Here is a 22,721-nt window from a genome sequence, read left to right on the forward strand (position 1 = left end):
CGCCCCACGGGGAAGTCCGGGCTTACCCGGCCAGCAACCAGACGATCAGGATCAGCGCCGGGGCTGCTGCCGCCGTCGAGAGGAGAATCGTTTCGCGTGCCACCGCCACTCCGCGCCCGTATTTGCCGGCAAACAGGAAGACGTTCTGCGCAGAGGGAAGCGCCGCCATCAGCACCACGCCCAGGAGCATGTGCTGGTCCAGGTTGAACAGGAAGCGTCCGACGACGAACGCCAGCGCCGGCATCACGGCGGACTTCAGCGCCGTTGCAGTCAGGATTTCCGCCGTGTGCCCGCCGCTTTGCAGCATCCGTGCACCGTGCAGGGACATGCCGAAGGCCAGCAGCACCACCGGGACCGCCGCGCCGCCCAGGAGCGTTAGCGGCGCCATCACCGGATCAGGAAGTTCCACGTTGAACGCGGCCAGGACCACGCCCAGAAGGGAGGCGATGATCATGGGGTTCCGGAACGGCTGCGTGAGCAGCAGGCGGGGCGAAAACCGGCCGGCCTCGGAGAGATCCAGCACGGTAAGGACCAGCGGGGCGAACAGAAGCAGCTGGACCAGCAGGACAGGGGCAACAGGCGTTGCATCACCAAGGGCGTACAGCGTGATGGGGATGCCGATGTTGTTGGCGTTGACGTAGGAACTGGCCATCGCACCGATAGTGGTCTCGGCCAGCGGCCGCCGGAACCACAGCCGGCTGGCCAGCACGTACAGCAGGGCTGTGGCAACGGCGGTCATCAGCGCCAGTGGAACGTACGCGGAAAAGACCACGGAGAGATCCGATTCCAGGACCACCGTGAACAGCAGGACGGGGTTGGTGATGAAGAAGGCTGTACGGGTCAGCGCCGAAACCGTTGGCTCCCCGCCCAGCCCGCACCGTGCGGCGATGTACCCTACGGCAATCACGACGCCGATCACCGCCAGCCCGATCAGCACACCGCCCACGAGTGGTACTTCCTTCCAGTTCCGCCACCTGCGCAGGAGTTCCGGGAAGCGCAGTACTACAAGTTACAAACTTATCTGACAAGTGGCTTGCTGCCGGCACGCGAACCTGCCCGGCAACGCGGGCCAGAAAAACCTCGACACAGCACCACGCCGGACGGTAGAGGTTAACGATGGTTACTGTCGGCTTCCACGCCTCCCACGAACAGATCAGTCCCGGCCAGCTGCTCAAGGACGTCCAGCACGCAGAACGTGCCGGCTTCGACGGCGCCATGTGCTCGGACCACATTGAGCCGTGGTCCGCCCGCCAGGGGCATTCCGGGTTCGCCTGGTCCTGGCTGGGCGCAGCGCTGGCAACCACCAATCTCCGCTTTGGCGTAGTGACGGCGCCAGGCCAGCGGTACCACCCGGCTATCATCGCCCACGCTTCGGCCACCCTTGCCAGCATGTTCCCGGACCGCTTTTGGTTCGCTCCGGGCAGCGGCGAAAACATGAACGAGCACATTACGGGCGGCGGGTGGCCGGCCAAGGACATCCGCCAGCGACGGCTGGAGGAATGCGTTGAGGTGATCCGGCGGCTGCACCGCGGCGAGGAGGTCACCCACCGCGGGCTCGTCACCGTGGAGCAGGCGCGGATCTGGGACGTTCCGGAGAATCCTCCGCCGCTCATTGCTCCCGCGGTGAGCGTGGGCACTGCCCGCCGGGCGGCCTCCTGGGCGGACGGCCTGGTCACCGTGAACCAGCCTCCGGGCAAGCTTCGGGACATGCTGGCCGCGTACCGGGACAACGGCGGGCGGGGCAAGGCTGTCCTGCAGGTCCATTTGTCCTGGGCCGGAAACGAGGACGAAGCAGTTGCCGTTGCCCTGGACCAGTGGCGGACCAACACCTACGATCCGCCCATCCCCTGGGACCTCCCCACCGCCGGACACTTCGACCTCGTGGGTGAACACGTGACAGCGGACCAGGTCCGGACAACAGTCAACATTTCAGCCAGCCTGGAACAGCACGTGGACTGGCTCGCCGGGTACGCAGACCTGGGCTTCGACGAGCTCTACCTGCACTTCGTGGGCCAGGAGCAGGGTCCCTTCATCGACGCCTTCGCCGCGGAGGTCCTCCCGCAGCTTCGCACTCCCGGCAGCACCACGGCCGGTACCCCCGCTGAGCCGCAGCTTGTGACCTCCGCTGCCGAACCGGCGTCCGGCACCCCGGAATGAGGATCGCCGAGACCTCGGACCTCTGGTGGAAGAACGCCGTCATCTATTGCCTGGACGTCGAGACGTTTTTTGACGACGACGGCGACGGAACCGGTGACTTCGCCGGCCTCACCCAGCGCGTGGACTACCTGGCCGCGCTGGGCGTGACCTGCATCTGGCTTATGCCGTTCTACCCCTCGCCGGACCGGGACGACGGGTACGACGTCACTGATTTCTTCACCGTAGACCACCGGCTGGGCACCATGGGTGACCTGGTGGAGTTCATCCGGGCCGCCAAGGACCGCGGCATGCGGGTTATCGCGGACTTCGTGGTCAACCACACCTCGGACCAGCACCCGTGGTTCGTCGAGGCCCGGAAATCCACGGACAATCCGTACCGGGACTTCTACGTGTGGCGGAGCGACACTCCCCCTGACACCTCCTCGGAGGTGGTGTTTCCCGGCGAGGAAACCTCGCTGTGGACCCAGGAGGACGCCACCGGGGAGTGGTACCTGCACATGTTCGCCAAGCACCAGCCGGACCTGAATGTCACCAACCCCGGGGTGCGGAACGAAATCGCCAAGGCTATGGGCCTGTGGCTGGAACTCGGGCTGGACGGTTTCCGGCTGGACGCGGTGCCCTTCTTCCTCGAGACCCGCGGCCAGCCCAAGGACGAGGCCGCCAACCTGGATCCGCACGGCTACCTTACGGCGTTGCGGAGCTTCGTCAGCCGCCGGAACGGCAGCGCCGTGCTGCTGGGCGAGGTGAACCTGCCATACAAGGAACAGCTGGAGTACTTCGGCGGCCCGGAAGGCAACGAACTCAACATGCAGTTCGACTTCATGACCATGCAGCACCTCTACCTCTCCCTGGCCCGGCAGGATGCACGGCCACTGGCGGAGACGCTCAAGAGCCGTCCGCCGCTCCATCCCGACAACCAGTGGGCCATGTTCGTGCGCAACCATGACGAGCTCACCCTGGATAAACTCAGCGACGGCGAGCGCAGTGAGGTTTTTGCCGCCTTCGGGCCGGAGAAGAACATGCAGATCTACGGGCGGGGCCTGCGCCGCCGGCTTCCCCCGATGCTGGGCGGTGATCCGGAACGCCTCCGATTGGTGTACTCGCTGATGTTCTCCCTCCCCGGCACCCCGGTGCTGTTCTACGGCGAGGAAATCGGCATGGGCGAGGACCTCCGGCAGAAGAGCCGTGCCGCAGTGCGCACCCCCATGCAGTGGAGTGACGCGAAGAACGCGGGATTTTCCAACGCGAAAGCAGCGGACCTCGTGGTGCCGCTGGTCCGCGGGGAGTACGGACCGGAAAATGTCAACGCCGCCGCCGCCAAACGCGACCCCAACTCGCTGTTCAACTTTATGGCCACCCTGATTCGCCGCTACCGGGAATCCCCGGAGCTGGGATGGGGCGGGTTTGCCATTATCGACCAGCCGGAGCCGGCGGTCTTCGCCCACACCTGCAGCTCCGACGGCGGCACCCTGGTCCTCCTGCACAACCTCGGCGAGGACCCGGTGAAGGTCGCGGGCAGGGTTGGCCCGGAGGACGGGCCGCGGCAGGCGTTTAAGGGCGCCATCCTGCTGGACCTGTTCGACGGCGACAACGTGGCTTTGGAGCCCGACGGCGCCTTCACAGTTGAGCTGGGACGTTACGGCTGCCGATGGTTCCGGGTGCACGGAAAAGGGGACCGGCTGGCACCTTAGGTGCCCAGTACACGCCGGCGGCCGCTCGGCCGCCGGGCAACAGTTCGGACAACAATTTGGACACCGTCAGCGGGCGGAAGCCGCCTGCAACAGGCGTTCGGCTTCCGCCAGGATCCGTTCATTCACCGGAGGGGACACCGTCACCGCCCGCCGGCCGTCCTGCTCCTGGTCGCGTATCCCCACGGCCAGGGCGCTCATCAGATCTGCGTCCTCGGCGGTGGCAAGGTCGCTGCCAATGAGTTGGACCAATACCTTCAAGCCGGCCAGGCGGCGCTGCGGGTCGGAATCATTCAGTGCGGAGTCAATGGCCCATTGCGCCCGCTTCCACCATTGGTCCCTCCTGTCCGCACGCGACCGTTGCCGGTAGGTCAGGTAAGCCACCAGGACCACCCCGAACGTTGCCAGCGGCGCTATCGCCGCCGCACCCAGCAGGGCGGCCCAGATCCCGTCAACGATCTCCATGGCACCACCCTAAGGCCCGGTCGTTGCGGACCGCCGTCGGGAAACAGTTCCGGCGTCAAGAACTAACCGGAGCCTAACCGCGAGGAAACCAGCGCGCAACATTGGCCGGCCACACTTGGTAGTGCAGGCAAGAGCCGGCACCAGCTCCAGCCAGGAGGCCCCGCCATGTTGAAGAAAGCAGCAGCCAATGTAACCAGAGTCCGCGCCCTGGACCAGCTCCACCGCGGTGATGAGATTGAAGCCCGGCTCTCGGTGGGCCCTTCCTACGATGACGTAGTGATCCGCCGCGGCAGTGTGCAGGAAACAGCGCCCGGAATCGGCGTGGTATGGATCCTGGACCGGATCACCGGGCTGCGGAAAGCCGTCAATACCGACGAATGCAGCGTGTGGCGGATCGCTTGACCCATGCTCTTGTTCCCTTGTGCCTTCCCCGGCAGATAGCTCCGCGAGGGCGGGTGTAGTCAGTAAGGACTGCCCGCCCGCCAAGCACCACGCCCGAAAAGGCGGCGCGTCAGCCTCCGGCCACTGACTGGATAACCAGCACCTCCTGTCCGGGTGACACTTCGGTCTCCAGTCCCTGCAGCCGACGCACCTCGTCACCGTCCACATAGACATTCACGAAGCGCCGCAACGCTCCCGTCTCGTCACGGAGCCGTCTGGCGAGCACGGCATAGTCGGCGGTAATGGCATCCAGCAGTTCCGCAACCGTTAAAGGCCCATCGGCGGGCGCAGTCAGGATGGACTGCCCGCGGGCCAGGGGCTGAAGGACGCTGGGAAGAACCACGGCAATACTGGGCGTTGCGGCCTGCCCCCTGTCACCAGCCGGTGCCATCGTGCCGTGGGCCGGCGCGCTGCCCGGCCGTGTGCTGTCAGGCACCGGCAACCACTGCCGCCCGCACGCACAGCACGTCAGGCAGATGGGCTGCCACCTCGGTAAACGTCTCCCCCTCGTCCGCACTGGCGTATACGGTGCCCCCGCGGGTGCCGAAATAAACGCCGGCCGGCTCCGCGGTGTCCACGGAGGCGGCGTCCCGCAGGACACTGTTGTACTCGCCGGTTGGCAGCCCGTTGCTGAGCCGCTTCCAGGAACCGCCGGCGTCGTCCGTCCGATGAACTGCCAGCTCGCCGTTGGGCGGGATACGCTCGCCGTCGGCCTTCAGCGGGACAACCCAGGCCGTACCTTCCCGCCGGGGGTGGGTCAGCATCACGAATCCGAAGTCGGCGGGCAGGCCCTCTGCGATGGAGTTCCAGGTCTCCGCGTTGTCATCCGTGCGGTAGACGCCGTGATGGTTTTGGGCATAGAGGCGGCCGTCGACGGCGGCATCCGCGGCGATCTTGTGCACGCACTGGCCAAACTCCGGGTTGGGGTCCGGCATGAAGTAGGCCGAGATGCCCCGGTTGCGCGCCTCCCAGGAGCCGCCGCCGTCGAGCGAGCGGTAAACGCCGCCGGTGCTCATGGCGACGTGCACGGTTTCGCGGGCGGGGTGGACCACGATGGAGTGGGCGGCGGCGCCGCCGTAGCCGGCGCCCCATTCACTGCGGTGGGGGTGGTCCCACAGGCCGCGGTTAAGTTCGAAATGTTCGCCGCCGTCCGTGGATTTCCAGACCGAGATGGGCTCGGCCCCTGCCCAAACGACGCCTGGGCGGGACTCGGTGTCCGGATAGATCTGCCAGATCCGCTCCAGTGCGGCGCCAGTGTCCTCCGGGAACCTGATGGCACCCTGTTCAGGCTCAGACCACGTAGCGCCAAGGTCATCCGAGTGGGCAACTGTTGGCCCCCAATGCTCATTCCGGACACCGACCATGATCCGTGTGCGGCCGTTCCGGGTGTCGATTCCAATGCTCGGAATCTCGCTCATCAGGAAGTGCGGGCCAGTGAAGGACCACTCGCGCCTGTCCTGGCTGGTTGCGAGCCACAGGCCCTTTTTGGTGCCGATCGCTAAGACAAAACTCTCTGCGGTTGTCATGCCCCCCATGCAACCACCGCCCCGGACAGCCCGCAACGGTTTTCTTGTGTATCGCCGAAAGCCTGGCTTTGCTAGTCCACGAACTCCGACTGGGTTTCGATGAAGTCCCAATCGGCCGCGGTCAGGGCAGCCGCGGGGTTTTCAGGATGGGGTCCACCTGCCTCCGCGATACCTTGGAGCACGGGAAGCGGAAGCTCCTCGGCCCGAAGGTTCTCCCGCAGCCATTCCTTGCTCGCAAGGTCCAAGTCAAGCCACCACATGAAAATTTCCATGCCCTCCACGCCCTTTCGTCGCCTGCTTAAACGGTAGGCGCGGTCAACGCCGGCTACAAGGTATTGCTGCTGCACCGAGTGGTGCGTCGATTTTTCCGGGTACCGGCAAGTAACCGGTCCGCCGGGAGCCCCCGAAAGACGAGTACCCCCTACTCGCGACCGGCAACAATGGTCCGCCCTAGCCTGAAAACTCACGCAAGCTGACCGTGCTGCTGGGGCATTCGGCGCATTCGCTGGTCCTCCTCATCATGGTCCGTTTCACATCGAGAACTGGGGAGACATCATGAAACGAGCCATCACAACGTTGGGGGTGCTGGGCCTGGCGGCATTTGCCGTCGCGGCTCCGGCGGTAGCGGACCGCGGATCCGACGACGACGACAAGATTGTCATCTGCCACGCAGGATCGGGCTCCAACTCCGGGCACTTCACCGAGAGCATGGTTGCCCTCCCGGGGCTGAACGGCCATGACATTCACCCGGCGGACATCATTCCGCCCCATGACGGCATGGAAGAGGGGCAGAACTGGGCCGCTGGGAGCGCCACCCACGCCAATGGGTGCAAGGTCCCGACGGTCGTCGTCCCACCCGTGGACAACCCGACGGTCATCGTCCCACCCGTGGATAACCCGACGGTCGTGGTCCCACCCGTGGACAACTCGCCCGTCGAAAACCCAGGTGGTGTTAACCAGCCCGTCGTCGAGCCGCAGGTTGTTACACCTGTGGTTGAGCAGTCCACTGTGGTCCCACCGGCGGCCGTCGCGCCTCCCGCAGCGGCCGTCGTCGTGCCCGAACAGCCGGCGGCAGCTCAGCCGAGGGCCGCTGCTCCACAGCGGGCGGCCACGGCGCCAGCTGCTACCACAAGTCTGGGAACCAACCAGGGGTACAACGCCCAGACCGCCGTCGGCGGCTCCGACGGCGCACCCTCCTGGCTGGCCGGCCTGGGTGCACTGTTTGCAGCGGGAGCGGCAGTAATGTTCCGGCACAAGTCCCACACCGCACGCCTGGCCGACTGACGCCAGTCAGGCCGCAGCCACGGCCACCTGACAAGGAAGGCGTTCCGCCAGTGCCCGGCGGGGCGCCTTCCTTCCTACCCCGTTACCAGCGGTGAGGAGCAGCATGTTAAAGGAACGCAGCAGGCACGCGGACCGAAAACCGCGCAGGCGGAGGCGTTGGAACCGCGGCGACCTGGCCATTCTCCTGTGCGGAGTCCTGGCCTTTTTGCTCATCACTTTCGGTGCCCCCCTGTTCCATCAGGCGCAACCCTCTGCCCTAAGAAGCGGGACGGTGACCGAATCAACCCCCTCCATCATCAATTCCGGGGAACCGGCGCCGATGGCCGTAACGGGCACACCGGAAGGGTGGAGATCAATCCCCGCCGATTCACCTGCACAGGAAGCTGCGGCTCCTGCCCTTCCTGCAACGGCGCAACCGGTGCGGATCCGCTACGCGTCGGCCGCTTTCGATGTGGCCGTGCATGCGCTGGAGCTGGACGACTCCGCACATGCCAGCCAAACAATCGTGCCGCCTGCCACCAAGGACGGTTACTGGCTGACCCCGTTCGGCACCCCGGGACACGGCTCGGCCAACACCACGTACGTGATTGGCCATAGCTGGGAGGGCGCGGAGGCACCCTTCAACCATCTGAGTTCAGCGGCAGCCGTGGGTGATCGGTTCGAGGTGGACACCACAACCGGCACGATTGCCTATGAAGTGGCCAGTGTGACGACGTACCTGAAGTCCAACCTGAAAGACAGTCCCATCTGGGACATCGTGCCCAACCGGCTGGTCCTGATCAGCTGCTTTACCGAAGATCCCTGGGGCAAAAACGTGGTGGTCACGGCTTCGCCTGCCACCGGCTGAAGTTCCCTGCCCGAATGCCGCTGTTCAAGAGGGTCCAAGGAGGCCGAGAATAAACTATGTCAGAACACCTGCGCGGTACTTCTCCACTGCTGGTGGGCGTGGCCCCCGGGCAGCATCCGGAGGTCCTGCAAACCGCCGCCGGCCTCGCTGCGAAACTGGGTACCCGCTTGCTTTGTGCCTACGTGGACGAGGCAAGCTACCTGGTGGAATGGGACCCCGCCCGGTCCGCCCACCGGCTCTCGCTCCACCCGGACGCTGATGCTGAGAACATCGGCGGCGTGACGATGGAGCTTAAGGCTGCGATCGAAGCTGCGGTGGCCCAAGTACCGCCTGGCACGGCGGCTGCGGAATGGACCCTTGAGACCCTGACGGGGGACCCTGCCCGCGCCCTCGCCCAACTAGCAGCGGAAACCAACGCGCCGATGATCATTGTGGGAACCTCTGAGCGGGGACTCTCCCACCGCCTGGCGGAGGCACTCAGTGGGTCGGTAGGTGCCTGGCTCACCCGCCATCAGAGCAGGCCCGTACTCATCGTCCCGTACCGGAGGGCTGCCCACGAGGACCGGCCTTGAGCTGCGAAAAGACCTCGCAAATGCGCCGAAATTACGGCAAGGAAAGTAAAGCGAAAGTAGTTATTCCGGATGCTGGCGTAGTGGACTACCAGCCAGTAAGCTGATTCAAGCAGGCCGGTTCCACAGACGTGGAAGCTTGGTTTGCCCAAAAGCTGCTCCGGAGTGCGTATCCCCCAATAACGCACTCCGGAGCTTTTTGTTGCCCAAAACTGCTGTCACCGGCGGCAGGCGATACCCCCGACGGGTACTTGCAGGGATACCCCCAAGGGGTATACGGTGGATGCATGAGCGCACCCGATGAAGCAGTCACAGAGCCCACGGCTGACCAGGTGACCCCAGAACAGGTGGCGCCGGAGCACGGCTATACCGGGAACAAGGATGCCTATCTCCGCCGGCTCAAACGCATCGAAGGCCAAGTGCGGGGAATCGCGCGCATGGTGGATGAGGACAAGTACTGCATCGACATCCTCACCCAGGTCTCCGCTGTTACCAAGGCGCTGCACGCGGTCAGTCTGGGACTCGTCGAAGAGCACATCGGCCACTGCGTGGTTGGTGCGGCCTCTGAACCGAACCCCGAGCTGCGCGCAGAAGCCATCGATGCCAAGGTCAAGGAAGCCGCCGACGCCATCGGCCGGCTCCTGCGGTAGCAGCCCACCTTCCCGGATGCCGCCGGGCGCCATCATCAACCCCTTCCCAACAACAAGGAGCAGCACATGAGCACCACTTCTCCCACCACCACAACCGTCAGCGTCTCCGGAATGACCTGCGGGCACTGCGTCTCGGCCGTGAGCGAGGAACTTGAAGCCCTCGCGGGAGTAGAGGCGGTGGACGTCGAGCTCAACGCCGGCGGCATTTCCACCGTCACCATCACCTCCAGCAATGATCTGTCACCTTCGGAAATCGGCGAAGCCGTAGCGGAGGCCGGTTACCTGGTCGTCGCCAACGAAGCCTGATTCACCAACCGGGGAGCCGCATGAGTAACCAGGAACTTCTCCACCAGCCCGAAACCAGGGTGGTGGAACTCGATATCAAGGGCATGACCTGCGCCTCCTGCGTCAACCGGGTGGAAAAGAAGCTCGGCAAGCTCAACGGCGTACATGCCCTGGTCAACCTGCCCCTGGAATCCGCCCACGTCACAGTGCCGGCAGGAATCACCGATGAACAGCTGGTAGAAACCGTCAACGCGGCAGGCTACAAGGCGAAGGTCCACCAGGCCGCTCCGATGGTGGAGGACGAACCCATCGCCGGCGGGGTCAGGATGACCGATGATGGTGCAACTGGTGCCGCGTCCCTGCTTCGCCCGCGCCTGATCCTCGCCGCCGCCTTTACCGTGCCGGTGTTCCTGATTTCCATGGTCCCTGCGTTCCAGTTCCCGCAGTGGGGTTGGGTGGCGGCGGTACTTTCCCTGCCGGTGGTCACATGGTCGGCGTGGCCGTTTCACCGGGCAGCGGCCATCAACGCCCGCCACTTCGCCTCAACAATGGACACCCTGGTATCGATCGGCGTTGCGGCGGCATACCTTTTCTCGGCCTGGCAGCTGTTCTCGGATCCCCTGATGACCCAGCACCCTGGCATGGAGGGTATGGAACAGGGCGGCCTTTACTTCGAGGTCGCGGCGGTGGTCACCACGTTCCTGCTTCTTGGGCGCTACCTGGAAGCCAACGCCAAGCAAAAGGCCGGCGACGCCCTGCACGCCCTCCTCAGCCTCGGCGCAAAAGACGCCACCGTTCTCCGCAATGGCACCGAACACCGGACCCCTGCCGACCGGCTCCAGGTAGGCGATGTCCTGGTAGTCCGGCCCGGCGAGAAGATCGCCACCGACGGCGTGGTGATCGAAGGAACGTCGGCCGTGGACGCCTCACTGGTCACCGGCGAATCAGTACCGGTGGAGGTGGGCCCGGACAGCCGGGTCACCGGCGCAACCATCAGTACCTCCGGCCGCCTGCTGGTCAGGGCCACGCGGGTGGGTTCGGAGACCACGCTCGCGCAGATGGCGCGGCTTGTGTCCCAGGCGCAGAGCGGCAAGGCTCCCATTGCCCGCCTCGCGGACCGGATCAGCGCTGTGTTTGTTCCGGTGGTCCTGGCAATCGCCGCTTTCACCTTTGTGCTCTGGCTGCTCTTCGCAGGTGCGGAAGGCGGAGGACTGCGTTCGGCTTTTATCGCGGCCGTCGCCGTCCTGGTGATCGCCTGCCCGTGCGCGCTGGGGTTGGCCACGCCGGTCGGCCTGCTGACAGGGACCGGCAGGGGCGCGCAGTTGGGCATCCTGATCAAGGGCCCGCAGGTCCTGGAGGACACGCGCACCGTGGATACCATCCTTTTGGACAAGACCGGCACCGTCACCACCGGAATGCTGGCAGTTGACTCCACGCTCGCTTTCGGCGGGTTTGAGGAGCATGAGGTACTGCGGCTGGCCGGCGCTGTGGAAGCGGCGTCCGAGCACCCTATCGCCCGGGCCATCGCCGCAGCGGCAGTTGCCCAGGAGGCGAAGAGAGCCATACAAACAGCGGCCGACGGCGCGCGGTTGCCATCCGTGCACAACTTCCGTTCCGCCCCGGGCGGCGGCGTCACGGGAGCCGTCGAGGGCCGGCTGGTGACCGCCGGGCGTACCGGCTGGCTGCAGGAAAACGGCATCGCCATAACTGCGGAACAACTGAAGCTGCTTGCAGCGGCAGAAGCTGCCGGTGCCACCGCCATTTGGCTCGCCGTGGACGGTACTGCTGCGGGCATCATCAACCTCCGGGACACCATCAAGGACGGCTCTGCAGCCGCCGTCGGACGGATGAAGTCCTTGGGCCTGCGGCCCATTCTGCTGACCGGTGACAACGCCGCCGTAGCTGCCCAGGTGGCCGCCGCCGTCGGCATCGATCCCGCAGATGTCTACGCAGGCGTCCTGCCCGAGGGCAAGGTGGAGGTGGTGCGCGCGCTGCAGGCCAGCGGCGCTACCGTGGCCATGGCCGGCGACGGCGTCAACGATGCTGCTGCGCTTGCCCAGGCTGACCTTGGCATCGCCATGGGATCCGGCACCGACGTTGCCATCGAGGCTGCGGACCTCACCGTGATGGGCAACGACCTCTCCCAGGTGGTGCAGGCCATCGAACTGTCCCGCAAGACGCTGGCGACGATCAAAACCAACCTGTTCTGGGCGTTCTTCTACAACGCCGTGGGCATCCCGATAGCGGCCTTGGGGCTTCTCAACCCGATGATCGCTGGCGCCGCGATGGCGGCGAGTTCGGTCCTGGTGGTTGCGAACTCGCTGCGGCTGCGGAGCTTCGGAACGAAGGCGTAGGGCCCAGGCCCTGAAGCCGAGGCCTCAGGCCGCGCCGTAGCGCACTGCGGCACGTGCCTTGGCTTTGGCGGCCTCCGTCTCCCGGTCCTTGGGCGGAGCCTGTGACACCAGCGAGTCCAGGAGATGCTGGGTGATGTGGGCAATCTCGTGGACCGCCTCCTCAAAGGCTTCCTGGTTGGCCTTGGACGGCTTGGTGCTTCCGCTGACTTTGCGCACATACTGCAACGCTGCGGCGTGTACCTCCTCCGACGTTGCGTGCGGCTCGAAGTTGTGAAGGGTTCGGATATTCCGGCACATACAGCCATGCTAGGCTCTGGAGCGCCTGTGATCGACCCCTCCCCGCAGGGTTTACCCGCCCGCGTCCACGGGGGCCGCGGCATGGGCAGGGGTGCCCATCGACACTGTTTTCAGGGCCGGGGTAGGTTTGAGGCAATGGATCTTCCGGATGAGCCGGGAGGCCGCTGGGGATGCCGACCTTATTCGGATCCACTTTTCGTACAAGGAGAAACTGATGGCTATTTGGGGTGCAGACGTTCAGCAGCTTCGTCAGCTGGGCAGCAAGCTTCAGGCAGGTGCGTCCGAGATCGAGGCGCAGAAGTCCACTCTCACCAAAGTCCTGAGCAGCACCAACTGGGAGGGCCCCGACGCTGACAAGTTCCGCAACGAGTGGTCCGGAACCCACACCACCATGCTGACCAAGGTGGCGGAAGCACTCAAGGAAGCCGGCGACAAGGCCAGGCGCAACGCCGAAGAGCAGGACCAGGCTTCGCGCTAGTCCCGCAGCAGTGCAGGTTCCCGAAGGAGCCGAAGCACTGCCAGGGCCCGGACACTTTCGAGAGTGTCCGGGCCCTGGCATTTAAGAATCGGGGTTGTTCAGGCGACAGTAACCCAGGCGACAGGCACGCCTAAGGCACGGGTTCGACGTCGTTCGCGTGTTCCAGCGGGGACGCCACCTTGGGTGCTTCCGGCCCGCCGGTCGTGGCCGACACCGGTGCGGGGGCGCGCAGTTCGTCGAGCCGGACCAGGATGACGCCGCCCACGATCAGCGCGCCGCCCAGGAGCTGGATGGCGCCCGGCAGTTCGCCCAGCAGCAGCCACGCCCACACCACGGCAAAGAGGACCTCGGTCAGCGACACGAAAGACGCCACCTTCGAGCCCAGGGCCCGGGCGGCCATAATGCCGGACACGTACGCCAGCACTGTGGCCAGGACCACCAGCCCGGCCAGCGAAACCCACCAGGGAGTCACCCATGGGCCGAGTTTGGTGTCGGCCGTGCTGAAGGCCATGGGCAGCAGGCCAGTGGCCGCCGCCAGCCACATGACGCCAGCCCCCACCAGGAGTCCGCCGGACGCCAGGACGATGGGCGGCAGCGAGTCGTTCTCCTTCGCGGTGATGAAGAAGTAGATGGCAAGGCACACTGCCGCTGCCATGCCCCAGAAGACCCCCACAAGGTCGATCTTCACCGCGCCCGTGAGGTCCAGGACCAGGACCAGGCCGGCGAGGGAAAGCAATGTTCCTCCGAAGGTCAGCACCCGTGGCCGCTTCCGGCTGGCCGCCCACAGCCAGAGCACAATGATCACCGGTGCGAGGTACTCGAGCAGGAGTGCCACGCCCACGGAAAGCCGGGCAACGGCGTTGAAGTAAAACAACTGGCAGGCTGCAACCCCGATGAGGCCGAAGAGCAGGATGGTGACCCAGTTGTCCCGGAGCTGGTGCCAGCGGCCGCGCAACGCGGGAACCGCAGGAATGGCGAGGATCAGGGCAGCCCCGGTGAGCCGCGCGGTGACCGCAGCTCCCGGCGACCATCCTGTTTCCAGCAAGGCTTTGGCAAAGGACCCGGAGAGGCCAAAGACAGCAGACGAGAAAAGCGCAATGCCAAGGCCGGAGGCGAGGAAGCTGCGTTTGTCTGCGGGCACCCTCAGGCCGGGGGTGTGGTCGCTTGCGGCAGACATCGTGGCCTCCTGTCAGGAGTAAAGTGGGGTTATGGTCATGACAGTACGGGAGAGCACTGTAAGGAGTCAAGATGGTTTTTGCCCCTGACACTGAGGTGGCTCTGCGCAGCGTGGTGAATTTGGTCAATTCGGCGGCCAACGGAAGCGAGGGACTGGCATCCACAGAGGACCTGGACCGCTTCCTGGCAGCGGAAGGATTCAGCGGGTCGCGCACTTGGGATGACGACGAGCTGGCGAGCGTGCGCCGACTGCGCCAACAGCTTGCGGCGCTGTGGACCGCGGACGAAGACTCCGCCGTGGAGACGGTCAACCGCCTGCTACGGGAAGCCAGGGCCCTGCCGCAGTTGGTGAAGCACGACGACTGGGACTGGCACCTTCATGCCACCACTCCCGAGGCCCCGCTGGTGGACCGCATGAGCACGGAAGCGGCCATGGCCCTGGCAGACGTGATCCGCGGGAAGGAGATGGACCGGATGCGGATCTGCGAGTCAGAGGATTGCGATGCTGCGGTGCTGGACCTCAGCAGGAACCGCTCAAAGCGGTACTGCGATACCGGGAACTGCGCCAACCGTGCCCACGTTGCCGCATACCGGGCACGCCAGGCGGCAACAAGTTAGGTGCCTAGCGGGGGCCCGGGTCGCCGGACTTGTCAGGGGATGCCGGGTCCTGCGGGCCCGGGGCACCGAAGCCATGGGATTTCTTCGGAGCCGAGCTGAGGTTCACGCCCGACCCTTTGCCCAGGTAATCGGCGTTGTCCTTGTGGCTCATGGAGAGCATCGCGGCAATCACCAGGGTGACAATAAAGGCAATACCGGCAGCGGTGAAGGCCAGGTCGAAGCGGGGGGCACGCGCACTGCCGCCGGAGGCGAAAATCACGACGGCGACGAAGGCGATCGCGGCCCAGAATGCGGAGAACATCAGCGGGCCCTTCACCGAGGTCCGCACCTTGCGCGGATGTCCTGGTTGCTGGTCTGCCACGTTGATTCCTCCCTGCAGGCGGCGCGCCGGCCAGCCTGGGTTAATGTCTTTCGGTAGTACGCCCGGCTATCTTCTACGCTAAGTAGAACCCCGGACATCTCCTAGTTTACGGGTTTCCCGCTTCAGTGCGGGCATCGTGCCGGATGGTCAGCCCGGCAAGGGCCCAGAGTACGCCGGAGATGATGGCCCCGCCGCCGGCAACGCCCAGCAGTGCATGCGCCCCGAGGCTGATGAAAAAGGGCAGGATAACGGCCGTGCCGAGGCCAATAATTCCCGAGGCAATCCAGTCCCGGGCCAGCACGTGCCGGCCGCGGAATGCCAGCCCGCAATACAGCTCCAGAGCTCCCGCTACGCCCAGGCCCAGGGCGGCAACCACGCCAAACAGCAGGTCCCCGTGCAGCACTATCAGCGCAAACCCCGCGCCGGCAAGCACGGAACCGGCGGCGGAAAGCACTTTGCCCGTCCTGCTGTCCCGCTGGAAGCCGGTTGCCGGAATACCCCACATCAGCAGCAGCCCGGTGGCCAGCAGGTAGAGCCCGCCCGACCAGCCCATAACTTCCACAGACGGCGCCGCCCAGAAAATGGTCACAGCCCCAAAAACCAGCGCCGCTGCGGAACGGAGCAGCACCGGCTTCCACAGCTCGCCCGTGGGAGCCGTTCCGGAAGCAGTACCTGCGGGTGTTCTCGGTTGGGTCACCGGTCCAGTTTAGTGGGGCACCGCCCTACGGCGAACCCAGCACCATCCAATGGTCTGACCGCGCCCGGGCGCCGAGCGTGAGGGCCCGCGCCGCCATGTAGCCCAGGGCAAAGGCTGCCCACAGCCAGCCCAGACCTGCCGCGCCTCCCGCACCTGACAGGCCTACAGCGATCAACAGCGGCGCGTACGCGGCGAGATTAACCACCCCGGCGAGTGCCAGGTATTTGGCATCACCGGCGCCAATCAACACCCCGTCGAGGACAAAGACATAACCGGCCATGGGCTGGCCGGCGGCAAGGATCCACAGGGCGATGGCCAGGACTCGCTGAACGTCAGGATCCGAGGTGAAGAGGGAGCCAGCCCACGGTGCGGCCGCGGCGAGGAGCACGCCGGTGACCGCTCCGAAGCCGAGTCCCCATCGGGTCATGGTCCTGGTCAGGAGCCGTGCCTTTGCAGGGTTGGCGGCGCCTAGCTCCTTACCAATCAGCGCCTGCGCGGCGATGGCGAGGGCGTCCAGGGCGAAGGCGAGGAAGGAAAAGATGGTCATGGCCAGTTGATGGGCCGCAAGGTTGACCGGCCCCTGCGCGGTCACCACCACCACTGTCGCCAGGATGGCCACACGCAGGCTGAGCGTGCGCAGCATCAGCCAGGACCCAACGCGCGTCATGCTCCGAATCCCACGCCAGCTCGGCAGGAGGCTGACGCCGTTCCGCTGGGCATTCCGCTTCACCATCATCAGGTAGACGGCGGCCATGGCCCATTGCGCCAGGCTGGTACCCACGGCGGAACCCGTGACGGACCAGCCCAGGCCGTAGACCAGCCACAGGTTCAGGATGATGTTCAGGGCGAACCCGGCGGTGGCCACCACCAGCGGCGTCCGGGTGTCCTGCAGGCCGCGGAGCAGCCCGGTGCCGGCAAAAATGAGCAGCATGGCCACCAGCCCCGGCATGGACCAGCGGAGGTAATCAACGGCGAAAGTGCGCACCTCGCCCTCCGCCCCCAGCAGTCCGATCAACGGGTCTGCGGCCAGGAAGCCGGCCACGGCGACGACGGTCCCGAGCAGCAGTGCCAGCCAGACGCCGTCGCGCCCGGCCGCCAGGGCCTTGCCCAGCTGGCCGTCTCCGATGGCGCGGGCCACGGCGGGAGTCGTGGAATAGGCCAGGAAAACCATCAGGCCGACGGCGGTATGCAGCACGGCCGACGCCAGCCCCACCCCCGCGAGCTGCGCCACGCCAAGGTGGCCCACAATGGCCGAATCAGCCAGCAGGAACAGGGGTTCGGCGACGAGCGCACCGAAAGCCGGCACAGCCAGTCGGAGGATTTCGCGGCCGTGTCCCTTCGGTCGCGCGGCCGCCGTCGGGGCAGGTAATTGGGGCACTCAGCCAGCCTAATGCGCCTTACGCGTATGGCCACGAGAGCATGACAAGCACCACATTGTGACGGAATTGGTTGACTCTTCAAGTATTAGCAGGAAGACTTAAGTCCTATGAACCAGTCACGACTTACCACGACCGCCATTACAGCCCTCCGGATTGTCCTCGGCTTCCTCTTTGCAGCCCACGGCTGGCAGAAGTTTAACGAATGGACCATCGCAGGCACCCAGGCGTCATTTGCCAAGATGGGAGTCCCGGCGGCGGAAATTGCTGCGCCGGCCATCGCCGTACTGGAACTGGCCGGCGGAATCGCCCTGATCCTTGGCATTCTCACCCGCGTGGTTGCAGCACTCCTGGCCCTGGACATGCTGGGCGCCCTGTTCCTGGTCCACGCCCCTGCCGGCGTTTTCGCCGCGAACGGCGGCTACGAACTGGTCCTGCTTTTCGCGGCAGCAGCCTTCGCCCTGGCCCTCACCGGTGCCGGCCGCCTCTCCGTGGACCGCGCCGTCTTTGGCCGAAGCAACTCAAAGCTGGCCGTTCTGGCCTAACCAACGACGTCCGGCTTAAGCCGGAAAAGAGCGACGGCGGAGGGGCACTCGGTGCGCATCCGCCGTCGCGCGTTTAATTGCCGGAGCTGCACGGCCGGCATGCCACTTACTGATGCCTGCAGCGCGGGGCACTGGGAACAAACCGGAACATCCGGCACCAGAAACTCACGGGAAAGTTCGGAAAACGCTTGCCAGACTGCTGGTGCGGCTGATAAACCAATGAGTGCTGCAGTGAGAGCTGCACCACTTCATCCCAGGTCTCAGCCCCATTGCCGGCCACCTCCGGCAACCCCATAGCTTGAAATGCGCTGCCAACCGCAGCACGATCCTGCTTTGAATCGTTCCAACCTTCCTGGGTACCGCTTTACCATCGCTCATCGAAGGAGATGTCCGTGAACACACCCCCGCAAATGCCTCCACTTTTCAAGGAAGCTCCGCCACCGCGCCAGCGCAGGCTCCCGGCCGGAGCGAAAGCAGTCACAGCCGCCGTGGCCTCCGCTGCCATCGCTTTCACCGGGCTTCCGGCAGCCCAGGCGGATACCGCCCTGCCCCCGGTGGGAAGCGGCTTCAAATTCGACTTTGGCCCCGGCACCACCGCGGACGGCTACACGGCCGTAGCCGCCGGCACCCAGTATTCGGCCGGCATCAAGTTCGGCTTCACCGACACCGCCGTCACCTCCGGCGTGGACCGCGGAACGGGCGACCCGTTGCGGTCCGACTTTGTCCAGGCCCAGGGGAGTTCGTTCCTGGTGGACCTGCCCAATGGGGATTACACGGTCAAGCTGATCGCCGGTGACGCAGCCGAAGCCACCAACATCGCCATCACGGCCGAGAAAATAGCCAAGGTCCAGGCAACGGACAAGCCCGCCGGCCAGTACCTGGAAATGGAATTCCCCATCTCGCTGGTGGATGGCCAGCTCAACCTGGACTTCACCGGTACTGCGGCCAAGATCAACTCCCTGGTCATCGCGGCCCGCGCTCCGCGCACCGCCACCACTGACCCCGGCGTCTATCTCGCGGGTGACTCCACCGTGCAGACCTACGACCCGGGTTTCGCTCCCCAAGCGGGCTGGGGCCAGATGATCGACCGGTATTTCGACGACAGCGTCACCTTCAAGAACCACGCCATCGGCGGCCGGAGCTCCAAGAACTTCATCAGTCAGGGACGGCTGGACGAAATCCTGCGCGTCATCAACCCCGGCGACTACCTGATGGTCCAGTTCGGCCACAACGATGCCACCGTCGGCGTCGATGACCGCTATGCCTCCCCCGCCGACTACAAGGAATACCTCCGGACCTACGTCAACGGCGCCCGCCAGCGCGGCGCCACACCCGTCCTGGTCACCCCTGTGGGACGCCGGGACTACGACGAAGCCACCGGCAAGTTCCGGGTCAGCTTCCCCGAGTACGTGGCCAAGATGCAGGAATTGGCCGCTGAGGAAAACGTGGCCCTGGTTGACCTCTCCGCCTCGAGCCGCGCATACTACGACGCCATCGGCCCGGAGGACACCAAGTCCGTCTTCCTCCACGTCGACGCCGGCGTCTACCCCAACCGCCCCACCGGCACGGTGGACAACACCCACTTCCAGGAATACGGCGCCATCCAGATCGCACGCCTGGTGGCCGGCGGGGTCAAGGAGCTCAACGTTCCGCTGGCCTCCCGAGTCAAAGAGGCCGCGCCGCCGTCGTCGGTTCCTGCCAAGCCGCAGGGACTGGTGGCGGGCAGCGTCTCCAACGCCGGGGCACTCCTGAAGTGGCAGCCCGTCGGGGGCGCGGACATCTACAAGGTGTACCGCAAGCTGGCCTCCGAGCCGGACAGCGCCTACAAGCTCACCACCACTTCAACTGTCCCCACCGCCAACCTGGGCGGGCTGGCCGAAGGTACCGCCTACAACGTCCGGGTCGCCGCCATGAACGGCAAGGGTCTTTCCGAACCCAGCGACACCCTCAGCGTGACCACCAAGCAGGCAAAATACAAGTTCGACTTTGGACCCGTAGGGGCGCCGCTTGAAGCCGGCTACACCGAAGTCAACCGGACCATGGCCTACACCCCCGAGCGGGGCTTCGGCTTCAAGGACATCTCGGTGCTCAGCGACCGGGACCGGGGAGCGGTGACCAGCAACCTGCTGCGCGACTTCGTCCTCAGCGGCTCCAGCTTCGAATTCCAGCTCGACGTTCCCAACGGCACGTACGCCCTGAAGACCTACCACAGCGACTGGATCGGCTCCACGCGGACGGACGTCGCCGCCGAGGGCACTCCCTTCGGCCAGGTGTCTTCCAGCCGGGCATCCTCGGCAACCAAGATCATCAACCAGGTCCTGGTCTCCGATGGACAGCTCAACCTGTCCATCAGCGGCTCGGGCCAGCGGCTCAACGGCCTGGAGGTTACGCCGCTGCTGGTTGGTCCCACCAACCTCCACACGGCTGCGGTGAACGCCGCTGCAGAACCGCCTACCGTGGACCTCGCCTGGGATGCTGTGGCAGACGCCGCCGCGTACAAGGTGTTCCGCCAGGCATCCTTTGAGGCCCAGCCACAGCTGATCGCCGAAAACGTGACGGCAGCGTCCTTCCAGGACACCACTGCTTTCGCCGGCCTGAAGTACAAGTACTTCGTCACTGCGCTGGACAGCACGGGCCTTGAATCGGTGCCCTCCAACACTGTGGAGACCGCCCTGGTGGATCCCAATACACCAGTCCCGGCGGCCACCGGCAAGGTGGACGTGAAGGCCGTCGAGAAGACCAGTGTCACGCTCAAGTGGCAGAAAGTCTCCGGCGCTGCCGCGTACCAGGTCTACCGGTCCACCTCACCCGACGGCCCCTTTGACTACGTGGGCCGTGCCACCGAGGCGAACTACACCGACTACACCGTGCTGACCACCATCAAGTACTACTACCGCGTTACCACCGTGAACAAGGGGGGCGAATCCGTGCCCTCCCCCGTGGTGGGAACGGAAAAGGTCACCGTGGTGAACCGGCAAATGGAGCAGTTGGACCGCGCCCCCGTGGCCGTGCTGACCAGTGACGGCGTGCGGGTGGGCTGGCGCATGCTGGGCCTGGACCCTGAGCAAATCGGTTTCCATGTGATCCGGGACGGCGTCCAGCTCACGGACGAGCCGATCCGCAGCAGCACCACCTACCTGGATCCCGCTGGAACAGCATCCTCCAGGTACGTCATCAAGACCGTGGGCAACGGCGGGGACCAGCTCACCGCCGAGTTCACGCCGCTTGCCCAGGACTACCTGTCCATCAAGCTCGACAAGCCCGCCGACGACTACACCAAGGACGGCCAGCCCTACAGCTACTCCGCCGGTGACTCCAGCGTGGCGGACCTGGATGGTGACGGGACCTACGAAGTCATCCAAATGTGGGCACCGTCGAATTCCAAGGACAACTCGCAGGCGGGCTACACCGGCACTGTCTACGTGGACGCCTACAGGATGGACGGCACCAGGCTCTGGCGCATCAACATGGGGCCGAACATCCGTGCCGGCGCCCACTACACCCAGCTCCTCGCCTATGACTTCGACGGCGACGGCAAGGCTGAGGTGGCCATGAAGACGGCCGACGGCACCCGGGACGCGGCCGGCACAGCGATTGGCAACCCCAGCGCAGACCACCGCAACAGCACCGGCTACGTGCTAACCGGCGATGAATTCCTGACCGTGTTCCACGGCGCCACCGGCACCGTGATGGACACGGTGAAGTACGATCCTCCCCACGGCGACGTGGGGGCCTGGGGCGACACCTACGGCAACCGCGTTGACCGGTTCCTTGGGGCCGTTGCGTACCTCGACGGCGAGCACCCGTCCATGATGTTCAGCCGCGGCTATTACACCCGTGCCGTGCTCGCTACGTACGACCTGGTGGGCGGCAAGATCGTGAAACGCTGGGTCTTCGATTCGGACTCTGCCGGCGCGCAGTACCGCGGCCAGGGCAACCACAACCTGTCCGTCGCTGACGTTGATGCCGACGGCAAGGACGAGTTTGTCTTCGGGTCCATGACGATCGACGATAACGGCAAGCCGCTGTACAACACAGGCCTCGGCCACGGCGACGCCATCCACACGAGCGACCTCGATCCGTCCCGCCCGGGGCTGGAAACCTTCGCCGCCCACGAGGACATGGGTTCCAGCGGCAACAAGGGTGCGACATTCCGGGACTCACGGACAGGTGAAGTGCTGTGGAGCATTCCGGCCACCAAGGACACCGGACGCGCTGCAGCCGGAGACATCGACCCCCGCCATGCGGGTGCAGAAGGCTGGGCCATCGGCGGCGACGCCGCCTGGAACTCCCCCGTCGGTGAGCTCCGCTCAGCCAAGGGCCAGCTGATTGCCAACAACATCCCGGCAGCCAACTTCCTGGCCTGGTGGGACGGCGACCTGCTGCGCGAAATTGTCGACCATGACTGGAACGCCGCCACCAACTCGGGGACCCCCAGCATCGGTAAGTGGAACTGGGAAACGGAAGCCAGCGACAGGCTGCTGACAGCAACCGGTGCCAAGACCAACAACAGCACCAAGGGGAACCCTGCCATCCAGGCGGATCTCCTGGGTGACTGGCGGGAGGAACTGGCGTGGCCTTCGGCCGACAGTACGGAGCTGCGGATCTACACCACCTCCGCAGCCACGGATGTCCGGCTCCGTACCTTGATGCATGATCCGGTGTACCGGCTCTCGGTTGCGCGCGAGAACATCGCCTACAACCAGCCGCCGCACCCCGGCTTCTTCATCGGAGAAGGCATGGAGCTGCCTGCCCAGCCGGACATTGTGTACACCCGTGCCGGTTAAGTTGCCGCGGTCGCACTGAGCTGACCAAGCTGCGCCCCGTCCGCCCTTCGGCGGGCGGGGCGTTGCTGTTGGCTCGTATGTTGCATGCCCGACCCATGGGTAACCGGTGGCTTCAGTAAG

At 65.4% G+C, this 22,721-nt stretch carries 23 protein-coding genes; 13 read left to right on the forward strand and 10 right to left on the reverse strand.

The window, feature by feature from the left end; translation table 11 throughout:
- Positions 1-22: 22 nt before the first annotated feature.
- Positions 23-946: an AEC family transporter gene (locus tag AC5RUQ_RS00680; RefSeq protein WP_163165099.1), complete on the reverse strand. Its 924-nt coding sequence runs from the start codon at positions 944-946 to the stop codon at positions 23-25.
- A gap of 170 nt (positions 947-1,116) precedes the next feature.
- Between AC5RUQ_RS00680 and AC5RUQ_RS00685 the strand changes: the two genes are divergently transcribed.
- Both AC5RUQ_RS00685 and AC5RUQ_RS00690 read left to right on the forward strand, forming a co-directional pair.
- Positions 1,117-2,157, forward strand: a complete 1,041-nt coding sequence (locus tag AC5RUQ_RS00685) for a TIGR03885 family FMN-dependent LLM class oxidoreductase (RefSeq protein WP_493945500.1) — start codon at positions 1,117-1,119, stop codon at positions 2,155-2,157.
- The gene (locus AC5RUQ_RS00690) at positions 2,154-3,848 is read left to right on the forward strand and encodes an alpha-amylase family protein (RefSeq protein WP_493945501.1); all 1,695 of its coding nucleotides are present in this window, start codon (positions 2,154-2,156) and stop codon (positions 3,846-3,848) included. The genes AC5RUQ_RS00685 and AC5RUQ_RS00690 overlap by 4 nt, the downstream gene beginning before the upstream one ends.
- A 66-nt stretch (positions 3,849-3,914) precedes the next feature.
- Here the strand turns inward: AC5RUQ_RS00690 and AC5RUQ_RS00695 are convergent, their stop codons facing one another.
- Positions 3,915-4,310 carry a hypothetical protein gene (locus tag AC5RUQ_RS00695; protein ID WP_493945502.1) on the reverse strand — a complete coding sequence of 132 codons (396 nt, stop codon included), beginning with the start codon at positions 4,308-4,310 and terminating at the stop codon, positions 3,915-3,917.
- Between the two features lie 165 nt (positions 4,311-4,475).
- On the opposite strand from AC5RUQ_RS00695, the gene AC5RUQ_RS00700 reads away from it, so the two are divergent.
- A complete protein-coding gene (locus tag AC5RUQ_RS00700) occupies positions 4,476-4,712 on the forward strand; it encodes a hypothetical protein (RefSeq protein WP_163165091.1) in 237 nt (78 codons plus the stop codon).
- Positions 4,713-4,821: 109 nt separating this feature from the next.
- On the opposite strand, the gene AC5RUQ_RS00705 is transcribed toward AC5RUQ_RS00700, so the two are convergent.
- The 3 genes from AC5RUQ_RS00705 to AC5RUQ_RS00715 form a co-directional block, all read right to left on the reverse strand.
- Entirely contained in the window at positions 4,822-5,142 is a 321-nt protein-coding gene (locus AC5RUQ_RS00705; RefSeq protein ID WP_493946368.1) for a MoaD/ThiS family protein, read from the reverse strand.
- Between the two features lie 37 nt (positions 5,143-5,179).
- On the reverse strand, positions 5,180-6,286 hold the full coding sequence (locus AC5RUQ_RS00710; protein ID WP_493945503.1) for a WD40/YVTN/BNR-like repeat-containing protein: 1,107 nt from the start codon (positions 6,284-6,286) through the stop codon (positions 5,180-5,182).
- A gap of 62 nt (positions 6,287-6,348) precedes the next feature.
- Positions 6,349-6,549 carry a hypothetical protein gene (locus AC5RUQ_RS00715; RefSeq protein WP_493945504.1) on the reverse strand — a complete coding sequence of 67 codons (201 nt, stop codon included), beginning with the start codon at positions 6,547-6,549 and terminating at the stop codon, positions 6,349-6,351.
- A 283-nt stretch (positions 6,550-6,832) separates the two neighbouring features.
- On the opposite strand from AC5RUQ_RS00715, the gene AC5RUQ_RS00720 reads away from it, so the two are divergent.
- The 6 genes from AC5RUQ_RS00720 (at position 6,833) to AC5RUQ_RS00745 (ending at position 12,266) form a co-directional block, all read left to right on the forward strand.
- A complete protein-coding gene (locus AC5RUQ_RS00720; protein WP_493945505.1) occupies positions 6,833-7,561 on the forward strand; it encodes a hypothetical protein in 729 nt (242 codons plus the stop codon).
- A 103-nt stretch (positions 7,562-7,664) separates the two neighbouring features.
- A complete protein-coding gene (locus tag AC5RUQ_RS00725; protein WP_493945507.1) occupies positions 7,665-8,408 on the forward strand; it encodes a class F sortase in 744 nt (247 codons plus the stop codon).
- Positions 8,409-8,464: 56 nt separating this feature from the next.
- Positions 8,465-8,980 (forward strand): universal stress protein, encoded by a 516-nt coding sequence (locus AC5RUQ_RS00730; RefSeq protein ID WP_493945508.1) that lies wholly within the window; start codon positions 8,465-8,467, stop codon positions 8,978-8,980.
- A 284-nt stretch (positions 8,981-9,264) separates the two neighbouring features.
- The gene (locus AC5RUQ_RS00735; RefSeq protein WP_493945509.1) at positions 9,265-9,627 is read left to right on the forward strand and encodes a metal-sensitive transcriptional regulator; all 363 of its coding nucleotides are present in this window, start codon (positions 9,265-9,267) and stop codon (positions 9,625-9,627) included.
- A gap of 66 nt (positions 9,628-9,693) precedes the next feature.
- Positions 9,694-9,933, forward strand: a complete 240-nt coding sequence (locus AC5RUQ_RS00740; protein WP_493945511.1) for a heavy-metal-associated domain-containing protein — start codon at positions 9,694-9,696, stop codon at positions 9,931-9,933.
- 20 nt (positions 9,934-9,953) lie between these two features.
- Positions 9,954-12,266, forward strand: coding sequence for a heavy metal translocating P-type ATPase (locus tag AC5RUQ_RS00745; RefSeq protein WP_493945513.1), 2,313 nt, complete (start codon positions 9,954-9,956; stop codon positions 12,264-12,266).
- Positions 12,267-12,290: 24 nt separating this feature from the next.
- Here the strand turns inward: AC5RUQ_RS00745 and AC5RUQ_RS00750 are convergent, their stop codons facing one another.
- Complete coding sequence (locus AC5RUQ_RS00750; RefSeq protein ID WP_079598081.1) at positions 12,291-12,563, reverse strand: DUF2277 domain-containing protein; 273 nt, start codon at positions 12,561-12,563, stop codon at positions 12,291-12,293.
- A 214-nt stretch (positions 12,564-12,777) separates the two neighbouring features.
- On the opposite strand from AC5RUQ_RS00750, the gene AC5RUQ_RS00755 reads away from it, so the two are divergent.
- Positions 12,778-13,041, forward strand: a complete 264-nt coding sequence (locus tag AC5RUQ_RS00755) for a WXG100 family type VII secretion target (protein ID WP_493945514.1) — start codon at positions 12,778-12,780, stop codon at positions 13,039-13,041.
- 130 nt (positions 13,042-13,171) lie between these two features.
- Here the strand turns inward: AC5RUQ_RS00755 and AC5RUQ_RS00760 are convergent, their stop codons facing one another.
- Positions 13,172-14,218, reverse strand: a complete 1,047-nt coding sequence (locus AC5RUQ_RS00760) for an EamA family transporter (protein ID WP_493945516.1) — start codon at positions 14,216-14,218, stop codon at positions 13,172-13,174.
- Between the two features lie 71 nt (positions 14,219-14,289).
- Between AC5RUQ_RS00760 and AC5RUQ_RS00765 the strand changes: the two genes are divergently transcribed.
- Positions 14,290-14,835 (forward strand): CGNR zinc finger domain-containing protein, encoded by a 546-nt coding sequence (locus AC5RUQ_RS00765; protein ID WP_493945518.1) that lies wholly within the window; start codon positions 14,290-14,292, stop codon positions 14,833-14,835.
- A 4-nt stretch (positions 14,836-14,839) separates the two neighbouring features.
- Here the strand turns inward: AC5RUQ_RS00765 and AC5RUQ_RS00770 are convergent, their stop codons facing one another.
- The 3 genes from AC5RUQ_RS00770 to AC5RUQ_RS00780 form a co-directional block, all read right to left on the reverse strand.
- Positions 14,840-15,196 carry a hypothetical protein gene (locus AC5RUQ_RS00770; protein ID WP_493945520.1) on the reverse strand — a complete coding sequence of 119 codons (357 nt, stop codon included), beginning with the start codon at positions 15,194-15,196 and terminating at the stop codon, positions 14,840-14,842.
- A 106-nt stretch (positions 15,197-15,302) separates the two neighbouring features.
- Positions 15,303-15,893 carry a hypothetical protein gene (locus AC5RUQ_RS00775; RefSeq protein WP_493945521.1) on the reverse strand — a complete coding sequence of 197 codons (591 nt, stop codon included), beginning with the start codon at positions 15,891-15,893 and terminating at the stop codon, positions 15,303-15,305.
- Between the two features lie 25 nt (positions 15,894-15,918).
- On the reverse strand, positions 15,919-17,271 hold the full coding sequence (locus AC5RUQ_RS00780) for an MATE family efflux transporter (RefSeq protein WP_493945523.1): 1,353 nt from the start codon (positions 17,269-17,271) through the stop codon (positions 15,919-15,921).
- A 108-nt stretch (positions 17,272-17,379) separates the two neighbouring features.
- On the opposite strand from AC5RUQ_RS00780, the gene AC5RUQ_RS00785 reads away from it, so the two are divergent.
- Both AC5RUQ_RS00785 and AC5RUQ_RS00790 read left to right on the forward strand, forming a co-directional pair.
- Entirely contained in the window at positions 17,380-17,814 is a 435-nt protein-coding gene (locus AC5RUQ_RS00785; protein WP_493945524.1) for a DoxX family protein, read from the forward strand.
- A 386-nt stretch (positions 17,815-18,200) separates the two neighbouring features.
- Positions 18,201-22,601: a rhamnogalacturonan lyase family protein gene (locus tag AC5RUQ_RS00790; protein WP_493945525.1), complete on the forward strand. Its 4,401-nt coding sequence runs from the start codon at positions 18,201-18,203 to the stop codon at positions 22,599-22,601.
- The last annotated feature ends 120 nt before the right edge of the window (positions 22,602-22,721 follow it).

The sequence above is a fragment of the Arthrobacter sp. MDT2-3 genome (genome assembly GCF_059090465.1).

Excerpts from the sequence above, each read along its gene's own strand:
- AC5RUQ_RS00685 (WP_493945500.1), top strand. The coding sequence starts at position 1,117 with ATGGTTACTGTCGGCTTCCACGCCTCCCACGAACAGATCAGTCCCGGC.
- AC5RUQ_RS00690 (WP_493945501.1), top strand. The coding sequence starts at position 2,154 with ATGAGGATCGCCGAGACCTCGGACCTCTGGTGGAAGAACGCCGTCATC.
- AC5RUQ_RS00695 (WP_493945502.1), bottom strand. The coding sequence starts at position 4,310 with ATGGAGATCGTTGACGGGATCTGGGCCGCCCTGCTGGGTGCGGCGGCG.
- AC5RUQ_RS00700 (WP_163165091.1), top strand. The coding sequence starts at position 4,476 with ATGTTGAAGAAAGCAGCAGCCAATGTAACCAGAGTCCGCGCCCTGGAC.
- AC5RUQ_RS00705 (WP_493946368.1), bottom strand. The coding sequence starts at position 5,142 with ATGGCACCGGCTGGTGACAGGGGGCAGGCCGCAACGCCCAGTATTGCC.
- AC5RUQ_RS00710 (WP_493945503.1), bottom strand. The coding sequence starts at position 6,286 with ATGGGGGGCATGACAACCGCAGAGAGTTTTGTCTTAGCGATCGGCACC.
- AC5RUQ_RS00715 (WP_493945504.1), bottom strand. The coding sequence starts at position 6,549 with ATGGAAATTTTCATGTGGTGGCTTGACTTGGACCTTGCGAGCAAGGAA.
- AC5RUQ_RS00720 (WP_493945505.1), top strand. The coding sequence starts at position 6,833 with ATGAAACGAGCCATCACAACGTTGGGGGTGCTGGGCCTGGCGGCATTT.
- AC5RUQ_RS00725 (WP_493945507.1), top strand. The coding sequence starts at position 7,665 with ATGTTAAAGGAACGCAGCAGGCACGCGGACCGAAAACCGCGCAGGCGG.
- AC5RUQ_RS00730 (WP_493945508.1), top strand. The coding sequence starts at position 8,465 with ATGTCAGAACACCTGCGCGGTACTTCTCCACTGCTGGTGGGCGTGGCC.
- AC5RUQ_RS00735 (WP_493945509.1), top strand. The coding sequence starts at position 9,265 with ATGAGCGCACCCGATGAAGCAGTCACAGAGCCCACGGCTGACCAGGTG.
- AC5RUQ_RS00740 (WP_493945511.1), top strand. The coding sequence starts at position 9,694 with ATGAGCACCACTTCTCCCACCACCACAACCGTCAGCGTCTCCGGAATG.
- AC5RUQ_RS00745 (WP_493945513.1), top strand. The coding sequence starts at position 9,954 with ATGAGTAACCAGGAACTTCTCCACCAGCCCGAAACCAGGGTGGTGGAA.
- AC5RUQ_RS00750 (WP_079598081.1), bottom strand. The coding sequence starts at position 12,563 with ATGTGCCGGAATATCCGAACCCTTCACAACTTCGAGCCGCACGCAACG.
- AC5RUQ_RS00755 (WP_493945514.1), top strand. The coding sequence starts at position 12,778 with ATGGCTATTTGGGGTGCAGACGTTCAGCAGCTTCGTCAGCTGGGCAGC.
- AC5RUQ_RS00760 (WP_493945516.1), bottom strand. The coding sequence starts at position 14,218 with ATGTCTGCCGCAAGCGACCACACCCCCGGCCTGAGGGTGCCCGCAGAC.
- AC5RUQ_RS00765 (WP_493945518.1), top strand. The coding sequence starts at position 14,290 with ATGGTTTTTGCCCCTGACACTGAGGTGGCTCTGCGCAGCGTGGTGAAT.
- AC5RUQ_RS00785 (WP_493945524.1), top strand. The coding sequence starts at position 17,380 with ATGAACCAGTCACGACTTACCACGACCGCCATTACAGCCCTCCGGATT.
- AC5RUQ_RS00790 (WP_493945525.1), top strand. The coding sequence starts at position 18,201 with ATGTCCGTGAACACACCCCCGCAAATGCCTCCACTTTTCAAGGAAGCT.